We start from the raw sequence: 14,979 nt of genomic DNA, 5'->3' as shown, positions 1-14,979 counted from the left end.
ATTTTTGATTTCGGATGTGAGTAAATAATATTCGTTTCAGTCCGTTCCACGGGTGGGGCGTCGGTCGCTCGGAACTGCCAGCCCTGACACGGAGCGTGCGAAACCGCAGTTCAGGGTGAACGGTGCAACGATTCAGGGAGCAACCGACCGTAGTGCAGGAGACGGATACTCCGGTCAGGCACTCCGTACTGCTTCGCGTAGGAGTGACTCGTAGATATCGACGGCGTCGTCCACGCCCGCGAGACTCACGACCGGGTTCACGTCGATGACGTACAGTCCCTTGTGCACCACTACGTCGAGTTCGAACAGTCCGAGGTCGAAGAGGTCCGCTATCTCTGCGGTCAACTCGCGGAACCGACGCGGCGTCTCGACTTCCTTGGGCGTTCCGTCTGGTGGAATGTGTCGCGTCGCGCGCGTCTGGTCGCCGACGCCGAAAATCTTGTAACTTCGCCGCGGGACGACGTACCGCTCCACGAACCGCTCGCCGTCGAATTCGAGGGACCCCGAGTAGACGACGCGAAACTCGTGGCCGCCGTCACCGAGTTCGTGACGAGGCTTGACCAGCACCGGTGGGCCGAGCGTGATTTGCTCTGCGCGGCCGAACTCGAACGGCGGCACGCGAACCCCCTCGTTTCGAAGGGTTCGACAGCGCGCCAGTCGGTCTTCGGTCGTCGCGGCCCCGTGGTAGCTGTTGAGCGTCGGAACCTCCGCTTTGCGCGCTCGCCGGAGGTCAGCGAGCGCGGCGTGTCGCCACGCGGCCATGTGGTAGAAATCGAAGCCCATCTCGGCGAGGTCAGGATGTTCGGTCTCCGGATGGAGTATTCGGAGGTCGGTCCACGACCGAAGGCGGTCGAACAACTGGTGTTTGAGGGGATTGCCTCGGTCCTCGTAGTAGGAGATAGCGATTGTTGGCTTGCTCGCTGGCATGACGTTCCTCGGAGTCGTCTGTCGGTTTAGGACCTCTGTAACGATAATACTACGCCCAGGGTAGGTCCGTCTGCGTGGGTTGCTCTGCGTATCGGAGACACCGACAAAAAAGGAATCGTGAACACAGCGACCGGCCCGTCGTCTATCGACGCACCGACAGTCGGCCGGACTTCTGACTAGCAGTCTCGCTGGTCGGTGTCGTCAGATTCCTTCGAGTCGTCCTGCGTACTGTCGTCTGTCTCGTCAGTACTGTCGTCTGTCTCGTCAGTACTGTCGTCTGTCTCGTCACCACTACTGTTGTCCGTCTCGTCGCTACTGTCGTCGTTCGACGGACCGAGGTCCGACTCGTGGTCGGTGTCGCTCTGCGCGGAGGTGGCGAGTTCGCCGTCGTAATAGACGTCGAACGTCACCGAACCGTTGTCGCTGGCGTTGACGACGACGTACTCTTGGCCTTCGACGTGGATGGTGCCGGTCTCACCCTCGCTCGTCTCGTACGTGACCGTCACGTTCTCCTGTTTGCCCTCGTTGCGGACGATGAACGAGGCGAGGTCGTCCTCTTTGTCTACGGCTTCCGGAACGACGGTAATCGAGACGTCGCAGTTCGCGGGCAGGCTATAGTTTCCGTCCCCGTCGCAGGCAGTCGTCGCGTCCGAACTCTGCGGTGCGGGGGAGCTATCCGTCGCGGTACTCTGCTCCGGTTGGAGCGCGAACGCGCCGCCGGCGAACGCGAGGGCACTGCTTGCCACGAGCGCGAGTATCACGAGGGCTGTCAGCGTCGTTTTGGAGCGGTGCTTCCCTTTCATGCGATATTCTCCGTCATGTGTAGTAGTCCGCAGACTGGCGTGGACCTGTTTCGTCACGAGGTCGTGCCGTTGCGGTGGTTAGATGGAAGACACTAACCGGTTTCACTACTTGGCAAGTAAGAATTGGGACGGACAGGTTGGTCGTCTGGTGAACTGTCCAACAAAAAAGAACGTCTATTCGACCTTTTCTGACTAGTCGTTTACAGGCCCGCTAATCGGGACTTTCGGCAGTTGTTGGCCGCGTCACTCGAACGAGCAATTAGTGTCGGCTTCCGAAACTATCTACAGAGCGAACTTGATTCACATCCAAATCGGCAGACTGTGCAGAGATAGCGACCATCGGCCGACGACGAACCGAACTGATATCATCTCTGAGTCGAAGGACGGGGCAGTAACGCTGACTCTCGGTGACTACCTTGGTCCATGCTATTTGAGCGTCAAAAGCGTTAGACCACTGTATGACCTCAGATGGGTCTAGTTCCCACGGGAGTTCTCGTCTCTCTACGGGCTTACAGACGAGAGTACGACACTGGGCCCCAGCAATCGCCGTGAGTCTGACGACGTTCATCGTAGTCGTCAACGCATCTCTGATGAACGTGGCGATTCCGACGATGGTAGACGAGTTCGAGACCACGGTCATCGTGATTCAAGGGGCGGTTGCGCTATACTCGCTGGTGATAGCTGCGCTGATTCTCCCGGCCGGTACGCTGCCGACTCGGCATAGTAGTAGGCGTCTACTGGCAGTCGCACTGATCGTCTATGCCGGAGGGACGCTGGTGGCGGCGATTAGCTGGAATACGACGATCCTCTATCTCGGCTGGTCGTTCATCCAGGGTTCCGCGGCCGCTGTGATATTTCCCCTGACGTTCACTGTACTGACAGTCAGTTACGAAGACGACGATCGGGCGAAGGCGTTCGGTCTGTTGGCTGGCGTCCACGGGGTTGGATCGACGCTCGGACCGATTATCGGTGGCGCACTAACCACGTACGCAAGTTGGCGGTGGGGATTTTCGCTCCAACTCGTCGGTGTGGGGGTTATTCTCTTCTTCGTTCAGTACGTGAGTCCGAACCCACTGTCAGAAACACGCAGTTCGTTGGATAAAGGGGGGACAGTTCTGTCCGTCGTCGGTGCGACGTCGCTCGTCACTGGATTCCTTCTTAGTGGGAAGTACGGATGGGTAGTCCAACGGCGGCCGTTCTTCGTCGGCGAGATACAGTTCAATCCGTTCGGGACGTCGCCAGCAATCTGGTTGCTCGGGGGAGGACTCCTCACGTTCGCCGCGTTCGTGCAGTACGAACGCCGACTGGAGCGTGCTGGGAGGTCACCGCTCGTTCCGTTGAACGTACTCACGAACCGCTCGTTTTTATCCGGTGTTATTACGTACAATATCCGCTCGATAGTCTCGGCTGGCTTCATGTTTATCTTCCCGGTCTATCTCCAGGCAGTACTTGGATACACCGCCTTCGAGACTGGCCTCGCGCTGTTGCCGTACTCTATCGCGTCGATCCTTTTTGCGACGTTTACGACCAGTTGGCATAAGTTCATCTCGGCGAGGACGCTCGTTCAGATCGGTATCGTGTGTATGGGCATCGGACTGATGCTGTTGTACGAGCAGACAGGCCCCGGTCAGACTATCGGCAGGATGCTTGTCCCAGTGGCGCTTTACGGGGCCGGTGTCGGACTCATAATGGCACAGATCGGCAACATGACAATGTCGGCTGTTCCTACCGCGAATTCCCCCGAGGCATCCGGAGTCCTGAACGTCAGCAGTTCGATAGGGTTTTCGCTGGGGACAGCAGTCGTTGGCTCGTATTTTCTCGGACGGTTCTATGGGAGTGTCGTCGATGGGGTGCTACGAGCAGAACACGTGACCGTTTCAGTGGAGCAGCGAAACGATCTCGTGATAGCTCTCGAAGACGCAGCAGAGACCGCGACCGAAGCCACGCAACAACAGTTCCTGCGCCAACTCACTCCTCCACAACGACAATTGCTCGAAGATATCTTTGAGACCGCGATGTTCGACGCTCAACAGGCGACCCTGCTCCTTCTTATACTGGTCGTGTTGCTCCTGCTCGTCGTATCGACGTTCTTGCCACGGCAGATACCGGAAGCCGACGAACGAACCGACGACCCCGAATCACCCCGGGATAGTCGGTGATAGTCCTAGCTCAACGATGTTGTATGCGTTTGCTGTCTACAACCTATCCTTCCCCAGAGAATGAGGGAAACGAAGAGTCGGTAATAGGGCGGCCTCGGCACTCATAGGGTTCGTCATCACCGGGTGCCGAGTCCGGTTCGGGTTGGGTGCCTCGTCATCGGCCACACCCCTCGCTACCCACCCCAGTGAAAAGACCCTTTCTGCTCGCCTCCACCCCCGAGACGACCGACTCGAACGACCGACTCAAGCGACTTTCCGGACGCGTTGGAATATCTCTTCGAACGTCGAGAGGAATTCCGGGATGTTGTCCTCGACCGTTGGTTGCGAGTGGTAGGTCCACGTTATCCAATCCTCCCCCATGTGGGTCTGAGAACTGGCGACGTCGTTGAGGAGCGATTTTTTGGCGTTAGAGAACCGATGACCAGCCTTCGAGTGAATGTCCACCCCGTGTTCTTCGATGCGGTCCTCGTAGACGTTCACCATCAACTCGCCGTCGAACTCGGTGCCTTCGATGACGAGGGGAACTCTTACTGTGAGATAGCCGAGTTTGTCTGCGATCTGGTTTTCGGCGACGGTCTCCACGACGTACCCCTCGACGGTGAGATCGTCGGCAAAACGCTGCAGTAGCGACATAGACGTCTTCGAAGACGGAAGCAGGCGGTAAACCACCCGCGACAGTTGCACCGTTCCGGTTCGTGTTGTCCACTGTCCCACTCGATAGGTACGAAATTCGAGGGAAACGTCGGTTCAAAGCGGAATCGCCGTGAACGTCCGTTCCTCTGCGAGTTATGGAGTCATTTTTCTGTTCACGTCCGTTTACCCCCGAGTGAGTCACTCCCTCCGAACGGCGTCACGACCAGACTTCGACTCGCACGACAACCTCGCCTCACAGCAGGACGACCGATACTGGTCCGGGTCGCGCACGAGGTCGCACTCTCGGTAGCGCCGCGCGACGACGCCCGAACACGACGCACACCGAAGGACGTACTTCGCGTCGGCGAACGACGGACACCGAATCGACGCCTCGACAGTCTCAGCGCGCTCTTTGAACGCCGCGCCGTGGTCGGTCGTGCCGAACCGCTGGAACTGCTCGACGTGAATCAACTCGTGGCGGAGCGTCGAAGCCCACTCTGCAGTGTCGAACGACTCGAACGCGGCCCACGTCAGCGAGACGGTACACTCGCGTTTTCGCGGGTCCAGTTCGTCCCACGCCAGCGGGTCGCCCACCGTGGCGTCCCGAATCTTCGGGCGCTTGACCGCGGCGGCGCGCCGTTTAGCCCGCGTCGAGACTTCCCAGTCCACCAGCGAGAAGTCCACGTCGAGGTCGCGCTCGCGAGCGGCCTCTCGACAGTACGCCCGCGACCCCAAAATTAGCTCCTCGTGGGTTCCGGCGCTCGCCAGCGCGCTCAGCGTCGGCGACTGGGGAGTCTCCGGTGAATTGGGTGGTTGGGACGATTCAGGTGCTTCGTTCGTCGTCACGCAGGTCTCTGAACGGGGCGATGAACGCCACCCTCTTCACGCTTTCCCGAGCGAGTCGAGGACCGCTCACTGCCAGTCGATGTCCTCGTCCCGGTTGGTTCCACGAAGGACGAACGACCCGGGCGCGAGTGTGCGTTTGAGTACGGTCAGTATCCGCAAGACGTACGCCAATAGGAGAACGAACGGAATCAGCGTCACTGCGTACGCCGCGCTCGTGAGGAGAAACAGGTGGGGAACACCGAAAAACGTCCCCGTGACCGCCGTGGCGTCGAACGCAAGGATAAGGTAGGCCGCGACGACGAGACCAGGGAGAGCGGCGTAGACCATCCCCCGTGAGACGTTGATGAGTTCCCACTGGAAGTACAGCGACTTGAAGAACCCGCGAGTCGGACCGTACAGTTCCAGCACGTCCATGAGTTCGTCGAGCGCCGCTTCGCCGGCCTCCGAGAGTTCGTCCCGGTACTCCTGTCGAAGTCGTCTCGCGTCGTTGATCTTGCGCGAGTAGTTGAAGTTCAACACTGCGACGATGACGGTGAACGTGCCGAACTCCTCGCCTGCGAGGTCCTCGTCGATGAGTTCGCACTCGTCGATGATGCTCTCGGTGAACGCCGTTACCTGCTGGAGGTCCGAGGCGGCGTCTTCGGTCTCGTCCCGAAGCACCGCCGCCTCTCGCTCGGTCGCTTGGACGAGCGCCCGAAAGAACGTCGCCGGTTCGGAAGGACTGACCTCCAACTTCACGGTGTCTTCGACGCGCTCGCGGAACTGTTTCTGTTCGTGTATCCGGTCGCTCTGTTCACCGAGCGACCCGATTTCCTGCGAGATGACGAGTTGCGTGATAGTGAGGATGAGCGTAACGCTCGTGATTATCGCGCCGACGATAGAACCGAACAGGGTCGAGAGTTCGTCGGAGGTGAGGAGTTTCTCCAGCGTGCTAGGGCCGAACACCTCGATTGTGACCAGTCCGACGAACAGGCCGACCAACCCGAGGATAGTTACGGTTCCGCGTTTGGCCTTGATGAGCAACCAGAGTTTGAGTTTGCTAGCTCGTCCCCGTCCCCACATCGTGTCTCGCGCCTCGGTCTCGACGTCTAAGTCGGCCATGTCCCGAGTACCGGAACAGCGGGGAGAACCGTGAAAATTCGCCAAGATTCCGCGAGGGACTGTACTGAATCCGCCGACTGTTCGTTACCCTCCACCTATTCACTACTCTCCGGCCTTCTCGCGGGCCGCCGCGACGACCAGCGGAAGGGTAATCGTCGCGTCGGCGTACACAGAGGCGTTCCGCGCGGCTTTCTCCAGTTTGCCCCACGAGCGCGCTTCGTCGAGCGTCGCGCCCGAGAGACCGCCGGTCTGTGGCGGGTCCATGGTCAGTTGCACCGCGTAGTCGTACGCCTGCGGGGCGACGAGCATCGTCTGGAGCGTGTAGTTCTTCGGGACACCGCCGCCGACGACCATCGCGCCGGACTTCTCTGCCTCGAACGCGAGGTCGGTGATGCCGGTCATGTCCGATAGCGCGTCGAGCGTGAAGTCGGACGTCTGGGAGTACATCCACGCCTGCAGTCCGAGGACCGAATCCTGCACTGCGGGGCAGTACACCGGTACGTCGTTCTCGTACGCCGCGGCCGCGATGCCCGCGCCCTCTTCGATGCCCTCCTCGGCGTTGACCTCGTTGTTCGCGCGACCCAATTCCTCGGTGAGGCGCTGGATGCTGACCGCGCCTTCCTCTTCGAGGACCGTGAAGACTTCTTCTCGCAGGTGGCTCTCGAACAGCGCGAAGTGTTCTTGCGGAAGATAGACGTTGTAGATGCGGTCTACCTGCTCGTCGCGCAGTTGCTCGTCGTGTTCGCGCATCGACTTCCCCTCAGATTCCTCTGCGCCGTGGTGATGTTTACCCCCAATCGCCTCGATGGCGTCGTGGGTCAAGTTCGCGCCGGTCGTCACCAGCGCGTCGATGTGGCCGTCTCGAATCAGGTCCGCGACGATGCGGCGCATACCGGTCGGCACCATCGCGCCAGCGAGTCCGAAGAAGTTCGTCACGTCGTCGTCGAGCATCTCGGCGTAGATGTCCACGGCCTCGTGGAGGTCGGCCGCGCCGATGCCTGCGTTGCCGTACTCGCCGACTAACTCGCCGACGGTCATGCCCGCCCGCGCTTCGGCGTGGGCGATGGGGTCGTGGTGGAACTCCTCGCGGTGGGGTTCGTGGTGACCCTCGTGGTCGTCTCCGGCCTGCTCTTCGTGGTTCTCGTCGTGGTCGCTCATGTGCCGACGTGCGGGTGCCAGTGGCTTGAACGCCGCGATACCGAACCGAGTGGTGACGACGAACTGAAACGGTCCATCGAAACAGACATTCTCTGCAGATGCGATTTCGAGCGCGACTCGAACGACAGTCGGCGCAACACTACCTCGCAGTCGCTCTCGCGGGTCAGGTTCTCGGAAAACGGTGTTGCCAACTACCGCAATGGCCCACGTGGCGGCGGTCGGACGCCAGCGGCGGTTCAATTAGCCGCAACCCGAAGGTTCGGCTGTCAGGGCCGGTTGGCCGCGGCCCGTGTCCGCCGAGAACCGTCGCGTGACCGATAGCTCCGGCAACCCTCCGGGTTGTTGAAACCCGACGGACACGTGATTCAAGTTGAACGGAGGGGTTTTAATACTATCTCTTTTTGGAAGCAATCTTGGCAACCTCTGCCGGTTACCCCTCGGGTCGGAACCGAACCCGATACAGTTCGTTGCCGTTCGCTTCGGGGGCGTCGGCTTCGCATTGCTGTACGTCGAGAACTCGATACGTTCCCGGCACAATTCCCCGATTTCGTGGGTCCTGCGGTCGTATCCAGATTCGCGGCTCCGTGCCGTGCAAATCGACGAACAGTTCCGACGAATCGGTCGCACACGCCGGGGAGAGTCCGGTCAGCAGAATCGTGTCACACTCCTCGTCACAGCGCGGCGTGACGGTTATCAGTTCGTCTGCCGCCGGTGCTTCTCCGAGCGTGAACCCCTCGTGGCTCTCTTCTCGCTGGTCTTGTCTTTCTGCTAGCTCACCTCGTTCCCTCTGGTCGTCTCGCTGGTCCGCACCTACGGTCCCGCTACCGAGTAGACACCCGCCAGCCACGAGTGCAGTCGTCTGTTTCAGCACGCTACGCCTCGATGTCCATGTCGCCTCGCGCTCCCCCACCATCCCTCCGATAGACAGGACACGACGCCTTAGTCCTTGTCCGCGACCGAAGACGACTGATTAGGCGACGAGCGGCCGCCTCGCGTCGCGCGAGTCGTTGCTCTGGCCGCGGGGTCTGAACCGGCACTGACACTGCACCGCGTAGTAGTTCGTGACGATTCGGTTGCGCCCCGTCCGAACCGTCTCGCGCCGCCGGAACACCTCGCGGCAGATGCCGACTTTCCCCTTCGCGGGACAGCTAAAGCTCTCCTTCGAGATGGAGATGACGCGCCGGTAGATTCGGCCCGCCTGGTTCTGCGGCGGTCGTCGCGTGTAGACGACCAACACCGACCCCGGCAGTTCGACGGTGGTGATGGACGAACTCCCGGCGGTGAAGTTCGACCCGTTCTGAGCGAACGATGCGTTTCCGGCGAACGCCGCGGCGTTCGCTCGCACGGCCTCGGCCCGGAGTACGGCCTCGTCCGATACTTGCCCGCCGCAAAGAGCGACTGTCGCGTCGGTCGCTCCCGTGTCGCTCGCTGTTGGTTCTGTGTCGCTCGCTACTGCTGTCTCCCCGTTCGCGGTCTCACCGACCGCTACGGTCGGAACCATCACCGAAAGCAGTACCACGACGGTCACGAGTACGATTCGAACTGAAAAACGGCCGCTCTGTGTCATCGATTCCCACTCCCCACCGATAGCCCGACAGCCGTGGAGAAAAAGCCGGACTACCGTTCAGTCGGCCGTCGAGGGTCCGAAATCGCGGGTTTCCGCGCGGTATTTCGGGTTTCGCCCCGTCTCAGTCGGTCTCCAACCGGCGGTCGAACCACGCGGCGTAGGTGTCAACTGCGTCGTGGAGTCGCGGTGTCCCGAACAGTGCGACGACGATAGCGCCCGCCGCGTCGAACACGAGGTCGAACATCGTATCGTGGATGCCGTACTGGACGACCACCGGGTCGGCCCCGATTGCCTCGCCGACACCGCGCGCCCCGAACTCCAGCACCTCCCAGAACACGCCGAGCGAGAGCGTAAAGAGGAGGACGAACACGACCAGAAACTGCTCGGGAAAGTGGACCGCGTCGGAGTGAACGTCGAACGCTCGCGTGACTGTGTAGCCGATGCTGGCGACGATTGTCGCCGACAGCGTGTGCGTGAGGTGGTCCCACCACCACGTCGATTCGTACAGACCGAGCATGCCGATTGCGTGGAGACAGACTGCCGTCGTGATGAGCAGGCCGAGTCGGGGGTCGAGTGGGAACTTGAAGTCACGTTGCAACACGGCTGGGAGCGCCGTGACGCCGAGTCCGGCGATGGCGTTGACGACGACCGGAACGTTCCGTCTGAGCAACCCCAGCACGAGCACGACGACGATGACGAGTTGAATAGTTCGACTGAGCGCCCGCTGTCGAGGGCTGAACGAGGGGGCTTCGGAATCTTCAGGCGAGGCGACCTCGGGACGCGTCATCGGTAGTCGGTTTCTCGTACGTGGGCAAACACATTACGCCTTGTCACGCGTGCGCTCGGTGTGACTTATTCCAGAAACAGCCGGTGACACCAACCATCGGAAGCGACCGGTGACACAAGCACAGGGTGGGACTGAAAGGGCGAGGGCTTTCGAGGCGATAGCCGTGTTGGAGTAGATTATTCTTAGCGACCAGACGAGGGATTTGTCGGGACTCTGGTCCGCGAATTCGGACCCGCGAAATTACGACACTTCTTCACACGACTCGGCACGCGTTTATACTTCGAATGCGTACTGGCGGGCTACATGATGGCGACCACCCACGCGCTGGTCGGGGTCGTTCTCGCGGCCGTCACCACGATGGTCGCCCCCGAACTGACGCCGGTCGCGCTCCCAGCGGCCGTCGCTGGAAGCGTCTTCCCGGACTTCGACTTGTACTCGGGGCATCGGCGAACGCTGCACTATCCGACCTACTACTCGGCGTTCGCGCTCCCTGTGGTCGCGCTCGCAGTCGTCGCCCCGAGTGTGCCAGCAATCGCGCTCGCGTTCTTCCTCACGGGTGCGGCGGTCCACTCGGTGATGGACATCTTCGGCGGCGGGCTCGAACTCAAGCCGTGGCAAGCCGCCTCCGAACGGGCGGTGTACGACCACTTTCAGGGGCGGTGGGTACCCCCAAAGCGGTGGATTCGCTACGACGGAGCGCCCGAGGACCTGCTCGTCGCCATCGCGCTCGCTTCGCCCGCGCTGGTACTGTACGACCAACCAGTAACGCTGTTCGTCGGCGCGGTGCTGGCCGTGTCGGCGGCCTACACCTTCCTCCGGAAGCCGCTCGCAGTGCTGGTCGAGCGCCTCGTTCCGGCGCTTCCGGTCGGCATGCAGACGCGACTGCCCGACCGCTTCCGGGACGCGAGCAAGTGACGGACCCGCTACGTATCTGTCAACCACTCCCGACAGTCGTCGATAAACGTGTTGAGTTGCGACGCGACGCTCGCGTCGAGCGAGACGAGGATGCCGTACTCCTTCGAGACGAGTAGGTTGACGATGACCGACTCGCGAAACACCCTGACCGTCGCCTCCAAGTCGCCCGCGGTGAACCACCAGACGTCGTCGTCGCACTCTGCTAGCTCTTCACGGGCACGAGCGACGAATCGGTCGATGTCTCTGTCGGAGAGTCGCTCCCGAACGTCGTCGCGGGCGTACAGCGAGCGATGAGACTGAGACGTGTAGAAGCGCACCGCGCGGAGAGAACCACTCGTGCGTTCGTGGAGAAACGCGACGAAGTTGTCCAGATTTGGAGTCATTACTACGAAGTAGGACCACTACGAGGATATATTTCGTACCTAATCAGTTAGTGAAACTGAGACAATAGGTGGTGAAAAGTAGCCTACAATCCGGTCGGCGCGTCCACGAAGGTCGTCTCTACTCCCCACTCGTCGGCGAGGCTCTGCAACGACTGGACGCCGAACGTCTCGGTGGCGTAGTGGCCGCCGAGCAAGACGGTGACACCCGCCTCGCGAGCCATGTGGTAGGCCTTCTGTTTACCCTCGCCGGTTATCAGGGCGTCCACGTCCTTCTCGATAGCTTCTTCGAGCCAATCGACACCGCTGCCGGTGACGATGGCCACGTCTTCGAGTTCGTCGGGACCGAAGTCGATGACCTGCACGCCTTCTCCGCCGTGGTCGAGTTCGGCGTCGAGTGTCTCCCTGAGTTCTTCAGTCGAGAACGCGCTTTCTGCCCGCCCGCGCTGGCCGATGTGTTCGGGCCCCATCTCGCCGAACGCTTCCTGGGAATCGAGACCGAGCAGGTCGGCGATTCCGGCGGCGTTGCCGAGTTCGGGGTGCGAATCGAGCGGCAGGTGCGAGACGTACAGCGCGAGGTCGTTTTCGACCAGTGTCGAGACGTGGTCGTACTCGCGGCCAGTCACGCGCTCGATGCCGCCCCACGAGATGCCGTGATGGACGACGAGTGCGTCTGCGCCGCGCTCGGCCGCTTGTTCGATGGTCTGACTGGCGGCGTCCACGGCGAAGGCTACGCTCTCCACCTCTCGGTGGTCCGGGCCGACTTGGAGGCCGTTGGCGCTGGCGTCCAAATCGGCGAAGTCGGCGGTTCGCAGGCGGTCGTCGTATCGCGCGGTGAGTTCGGCGAGGTCCATTGCTGGATGAACGTGACGTTCCCAGTGGCTTGATTTTGTTGAAAATCGCACCCACGGGCCGAGCTAGAAGACTCCAAATCGGCCCCTGGTCGTTAAGTCACCCGGGAGAATAGTAATTCGGGTGTCAGGATTCGAGTTGCTGTTGCTGTCCACAGAGACGACACGAGCAGTCGCGCTCGGCGCAGTCGCTGGCACGGTGTATCTGCTGGTCGTCTTCTGGATTATCAGCCGAACCACCTCGTCGGTCGATTTCTCGAAGTTCGTCCCTGATTCGGCGAACGGCGCGCTGGCAATTCTGTACTTCTACGGTGGTGTCTGGCTCACGTGGGCAGTCCCGGTTGCGCTGTTCGTCCGGTTCGGCACGATACTGCCGCTCGGTGTCGCGCTGCTTGAGTTGCTACTCTACGCGAAAATGCCCGACGCTGGCGATTTGGCCGGACCACTGTCGATGATAGCGTGGCCGATTTACGTCGCCATCTTTCTCCTGCTCGCTGGCGCGGAAGTCGTCTCGCTCCAGTTCGTCCAGCACAGCGCGACGCTCCTCCTCGCTCGCCGGGTCGTGGTCGGTGGACTCTTCGCGGGCATGCTTGGCATCGGCCTGTGGCGGGTCCTCCCGGTCTGGCGCGTCGTTCCGGTGCGCAAGACATTGCCGCTCTGGGTAGAAAACGGCGGCAGGGTGGCACATCAGGTCGCCGTCGAAATCACCGACGACGAGACGGGGGAAGTCGTGTTCGACCGAACCATCGAGGTGGGAGCGCGGGATAAGGTTTCGCTGGAGGACGTCGTCACGCAGGTCGGCCGGTATCGCGTCTTCGCCGAGTTAGACGACGGGACGACATACGAGTTCGATCTTACACCGCGGCACTTCGAACGCTTCCGAGCCATTCTGGTCTGGGTCGAGGGGGAACTCGGCAGACTGCGAGTTCTCGGTCAGGGAACTGGCCCGTGATTCCTTTCGATGACAAGCAACCTTTCGAACCGAGGCCAGCAAGAATTTTACCGTGGCCGAACTACCAGAAGTTGCCCGCTTCGGGGCGAACGGAGTGATTCACTATGAGCAAGTTCCGCAAGGCCTGGTACGCTTGGCGTCGCCTGCCGCGTGGAATGAAGCGTAGTATCACTCGCAAAGCTCGACGGCTGTTCCGGCGCGTCAAGTCCTGAACACCGTCGAACGCTTTTCGGCGTCGGCTACTCCTCGTTAGTCTCGCCTTCGAAGTCCATCGCCGCAGAGTTGATACAGTAGCGTTTCCCGGTCGGTTCCGGCCCGTCCTCGAAGACGTGGCCGAGGTGGCCGTCGCAGTTGGCACACAGCACCTCGATGCGGTCCATCCCCTTGCTCGTGTCGCGACGCGTCTCGATGCGGTCGCTGTCGGTGTCGTAGAAACTCGGCCACCCACAACCGGAATCGTACTTTGTCTCCGAGTCGAACAGTTCCGCGCCACAGCCAGCACAGACGTAGGTACCGTCGTCTTTTCGGTCTACGTGTTCGCCGGAGAACGGTCGCTCGGTGCCTGCCTCGCGGAGAATCTGGTACTCCTCGTCGGAGAGTTGCTCGCCCCACTCGGCGTCCGATTTCGGGAGGTCGTCGGTCTCTTGGCTCATGACTCCTGATTAGGGGGCGACGCGGTTAGGCGTTGTGCGCGGCGGTGTCAGTTGCCGGTTTCTGGATAGACTATTTCCATCGGTAGCCCCTCGTCTTCTGCCGATAACTCTGTGCGGTCAGTCGGCGGATGGTCTGGAAGCGTGCCGAACTCTCCATTTGCGACTCGCTTCGCGGTCAGTGCAAGGACGATTGCGTCGAGAACGTCGTCTTCGGCCGCGCGGCGTGCGTAACCCGGTTCGGTGAGAGTGGTAGCGACTGATTCACAGTCGGTGCCGAGTGCGTCGTCCAACAGTTCGCGCCGCTCTTGGAGACCGTCGTCGTCCGACTTCGGCCGCAGTAACTCGCCACCGTTCAGGTGGTGGAAACAGACCTCGGGATGCGATTCTCTGACGACCCCGCGGGCGTCGTCAGATTCTCGGAGAAACGTATCGACTTCCCGGATGCGCGGGACGATGGCCCACGTCTGATTCGAGATGCTGTAGTCAGTCGCGTCGGTCTGGCGCTCCTTCGCGGCAGGGAGTCTGTCTTCGTAGACGGCGTCCCGAATCGGGGTCCAGAAGACGCTGTTTCGCCGCTCGCCGAGGTGGACTTTGGCTTCCGCGTCGCACTCGCGGCGACTCGATTCGGGAAGGCCGACGGGAACGTCGATGCAGAGCTGGTCGGGACACTCTTTCTGTTCGTGCCAGAGGTTCCACACCGTCGGTGCGAATCCGAGCGTCAGTTCGTCTTCGCCGTCTATCTCTGCGACGACCCATCCGTTCGACGCCCAGTCTGCTCCGACGTAGCTTGCCATACGTCACTATCGGGGCGCTCTCGGAAAACGCTTTCAATCCGCCCGGCGTCCGGTCAGTTCCTCGATTTCGAGCTCGTAGACCGTCGCTTGGACGTCCTCGACTGGCTCGCGGAACAGCCGAAATTTCGAGAACCGCTGGTTGATTCGCGTCTCGTCGAAGTCCGTCCGCTCGCGGAGCGGACCGCGGGCGAGGATGCTCCAAGACCCATCTCCGGATTCGTGGACGACAAACGTCGCTGTCTCTGTCGCTTCGAGGAACTCCATCTTCGTGCTGTCTTCGTGTTGCCCGAGTCGTAGAACCAGCGAGTCGCCGTCGTAGTCGTACGACACCGGCACGGCGTAGGCGTCGTCCCCGTCGGCGAGCGAGAGGACCCCGACGTCGTGGACGCGAAGCAGTTCGTCCAGTTCCGACTCGTCCATGCCGAAGGTGTAGATGTACTCGACGTGTTCCAT

The 14,979-nt window shown here is 61.2% G+C and carries 17 protein-coding genes; 3 read left to right on the top strand and 14 right to left on the bottom strand.

What is annotated here, in order from left to right; genetic code table 11:
• Positions 1-174: 174 nt before the first annotated feature.
• Together F7R90_RS03065 and F7R90_RS03060 are read right to left on the bottom strand one after the other, a co-directional pair.
• On the bottom strand, positions 175-927 hold the full coding sequence (locus tag F7R90_RS03065) for an ATP-grasp domain-containing protein (RefSeq protein ID WP_158055815.1): 753 nt from the start codon (positions 925-927) through the stop codon (positions 175-177).
• 176 nt (positions 928-1,103) lie between these two features.
• Positions 1,104-1,730 carry a hypothetical protein gene (locus tag F7R90_RS03060; protein WP_158055814.1) on the bottom strand — a complete coding sequence of 209 codons (627 nt, stop codon included), beginning with the start codon at positions 1,728-1,730 and terminating at the stop codon, positions 1,104-1,106.
• Positions 1,731-2,278: 548 nt separating this feature from the next.
• On the opposite strand from F7R90_RS03060, the gene F7R90_RS03055 reads away from it, so the two are divergent.
• Positions 2,279-3,889: an MFS transporter gene (locus F7R90_RS03055; protein WP_225741243.1), complete on the top strand. Its 1,611-nt coding sequence runs from the start codon at positions 2,279-2,281 to the stop codon at positions 3,887-3,889.
• Positions 3,890-4,132: 243 nt separating this feature from the next.
• On the opposite strand, the gene F7R90_RS03050 is transcribed toward F7R90_RS03055, so the two are convergent.
• The 7 genes from F7R90_RS03050 to F7R90_RS03020 all read right to left on the bottom strand — a co-directional run bounded on the left by F7R90_RS03050 (position 4,133) and on the right by F7R90_RS03020 (position 9,981).
• A complete protein-coding gene (locus F7R90_RS03050; RefSeq protein WP_158055812.1) occupies positions 4,133-4,522 on the bottom strand; it encodes a hypothetical protein in 390 nt (129 codons plus the stop codon).
• Between the two features lie 198 nt (positions 4,523-4,720).
• Entirely contained in the window at positions 4,721-5,299 is a 579-nt protein-coding gene (locus F7R90_RS03045) for a SprT-like domain-containing protein (protein WP_158058819.1), read from the bottom strand.
• Positions 5,300-5,434: 135 nt separating this feature from the next.
• The gene (locus F7R90_RS03040) at positions 5,435-6,469 is read right to left on the bottom strand and encodes a hypothetical protein (protein WP_158055811.1); all 1,035 of its coding nucleotides are present in this window, start codon (positions 6,467-6,469) and stop codon (positions 5,435-5,437) included.
• 102 nt (positions 6,470-6,571) lie between these two features.
• Positions 6,572-7,627 (bottom strand): deoxyhypusine synthase, encoded by a 1,056-nt coding sequence (locus F7R90_RS03035; RefSeq protein ID WP_158055810.1) that lies wholly within the window; start codon positions 7,625-7,627, stop codon positions 6,572-6,574.
• A 430-nt stretch (positions 7,628-8,057) separates the two neighbouring features.
• The gene (locus F7R90_RS03030; protein WP_225741242.1) at positions 8,058-8,540 is read right to left on the bottom strand and encodes a hypothetical protein; all 483 of its coding nucleotides are present in this window, start codon (positions 8,538-8,540) and stop codon (positions 8,058-8,060) included.
• 57 nt (positions 8,541-8,597) lie between these two features.
• A complete protein-coding gene (locus F7R90_RS03025; protein ID WP_158055808.1) occupies positions 8,598-9,194 on the bottom strand; it encodes a hypothetical protein in 597 nt (198 codons plus the stop codon).
• A 121-nt stretch (positions 9,195-9,315) separates the two neighbouring features.
• A complete protein-coding gene (locus F7R90_RS03020; protein WP_225741241.1) occupies positions 9,316-9,981 on the bottom strand; it encodes a hypothetical protein in 666 nt (221 codons plus the stop codon).
• 303 nt (positions 9,982-10,284) lie between these two features.
• Between F7R90_RS03020 and F7R90_RS03015 the strand changes: the two genes are divergently transcribed.
• The gene (locus tag F7R90_RS03015; RefSeq protein WP_158055807.1) at positions 10,285-10,896 is read left to right on the top strand and encodes a metal-dependent hydrolase; all 612 of its coding nucleotides are present in this window, start codon (positions 10,285-10,287) and stop codon (positions 10,894-10,896) included.
• Between the two features lie 8 nt (positions 10,897-10,904).
• On the opposite strand, the gene F7R90_RS03010 is transcribed toward F7R90_RS03015, so the two are convergent.
• Complete coding sequence (locus tag F7R90_RS03010) at positions 10,905-11,279, bottom strand: DUF7522 family protein (protein WP_158055806.1); 375 nt, start codon at positions 11,277-11,279, stop codon at positions 10,905-10,907.
• 83 nt (positions 11,280-11,362) lie between these two features.
• Positions 11,363-12,130: a Nif3-like dinuclear metal center hexameric protein gene (locus F7R90_RS03005; protein ID WP_158055805.1), complete on the bottom strand. Its 768-nt coding sequence runs from the start codon at positions 12,128-12,130 to the stop codon at positions 11,363-11,365.
• A gap of 121 nt (positions 12,131-12,251) precedes the next feature.
• Between F7R90_RS03005 and F7R90_RS03000 the strand changes: the two genes are divergently transcribed.
• Entirely contained in the window at positions 12,252-13,079 is an 828-nt protein-coding gene (locus tag F7R90_RS03000; protein WP_158055804.1) for a hypothetical protein, read from the top strand.
• Positions 13,080-13,318: 239 nt separating this feature from the next.
• Here F7R90_RS03000 and msrB read toward each other — a convergent pair whose 3' ends face one another.
• The 3 genes from msrB to F7R90_RS02985 are packed head-to-tail and all read right to left on the bottom strand — an operon-like array spanning position 13,319 to position 14,979.
• Positions 13,319-13,732, bottom strand: coding sequence for a peptide-methionine (R)-S-oxide reductase MsrB (gene msrB / locus F7R90_RS02995; RefSeq protein ID WP_158055803.1), 414 nt, complete (start codon positions 13,730-13,732; stop codon positions 13,319-13,321).
• A 47-nt stretch (positions 13,733-13,779) separates the two neighbouring features.
• Positions 13,780-14,526 (bottom strand): DUF429 domain-containing protein, encoded by a 747-nt coding sequence (locus F7R90_RS02990; protein ID WP_158055802.1) that lies wholly within the window; start codon positions 14,524-14,526, stop codon positions 13,780-13,782.
• A gap of 33 nt (positions 14,527-14,559) precedes the next feature.
• Entirely contained in the window at positions 14,560-14,979 is a 420-nt protein-coding gene (locus F7R90_RS02985) for a pyridoxamine 5'-phosphate oxidase family protein (protein ID WP_158055801.1), read from the bottom strand.

Origin of the sequence: Halorussus halophilus, assembly GCF_008831545.1 — an archaeon.
In the GTDB taxonomy this organism is placed as follows: domain Archaea; phylum Halobacteriota; class Halobacteria; order Halobacteriales; family Haladaptataceae; genus Halorussus; species Halorussus halophilus.
Note: the sequence above shows the minus strand (reverse complement) of the source record. Positions and strands in the feature narration are given on the sequence as shown.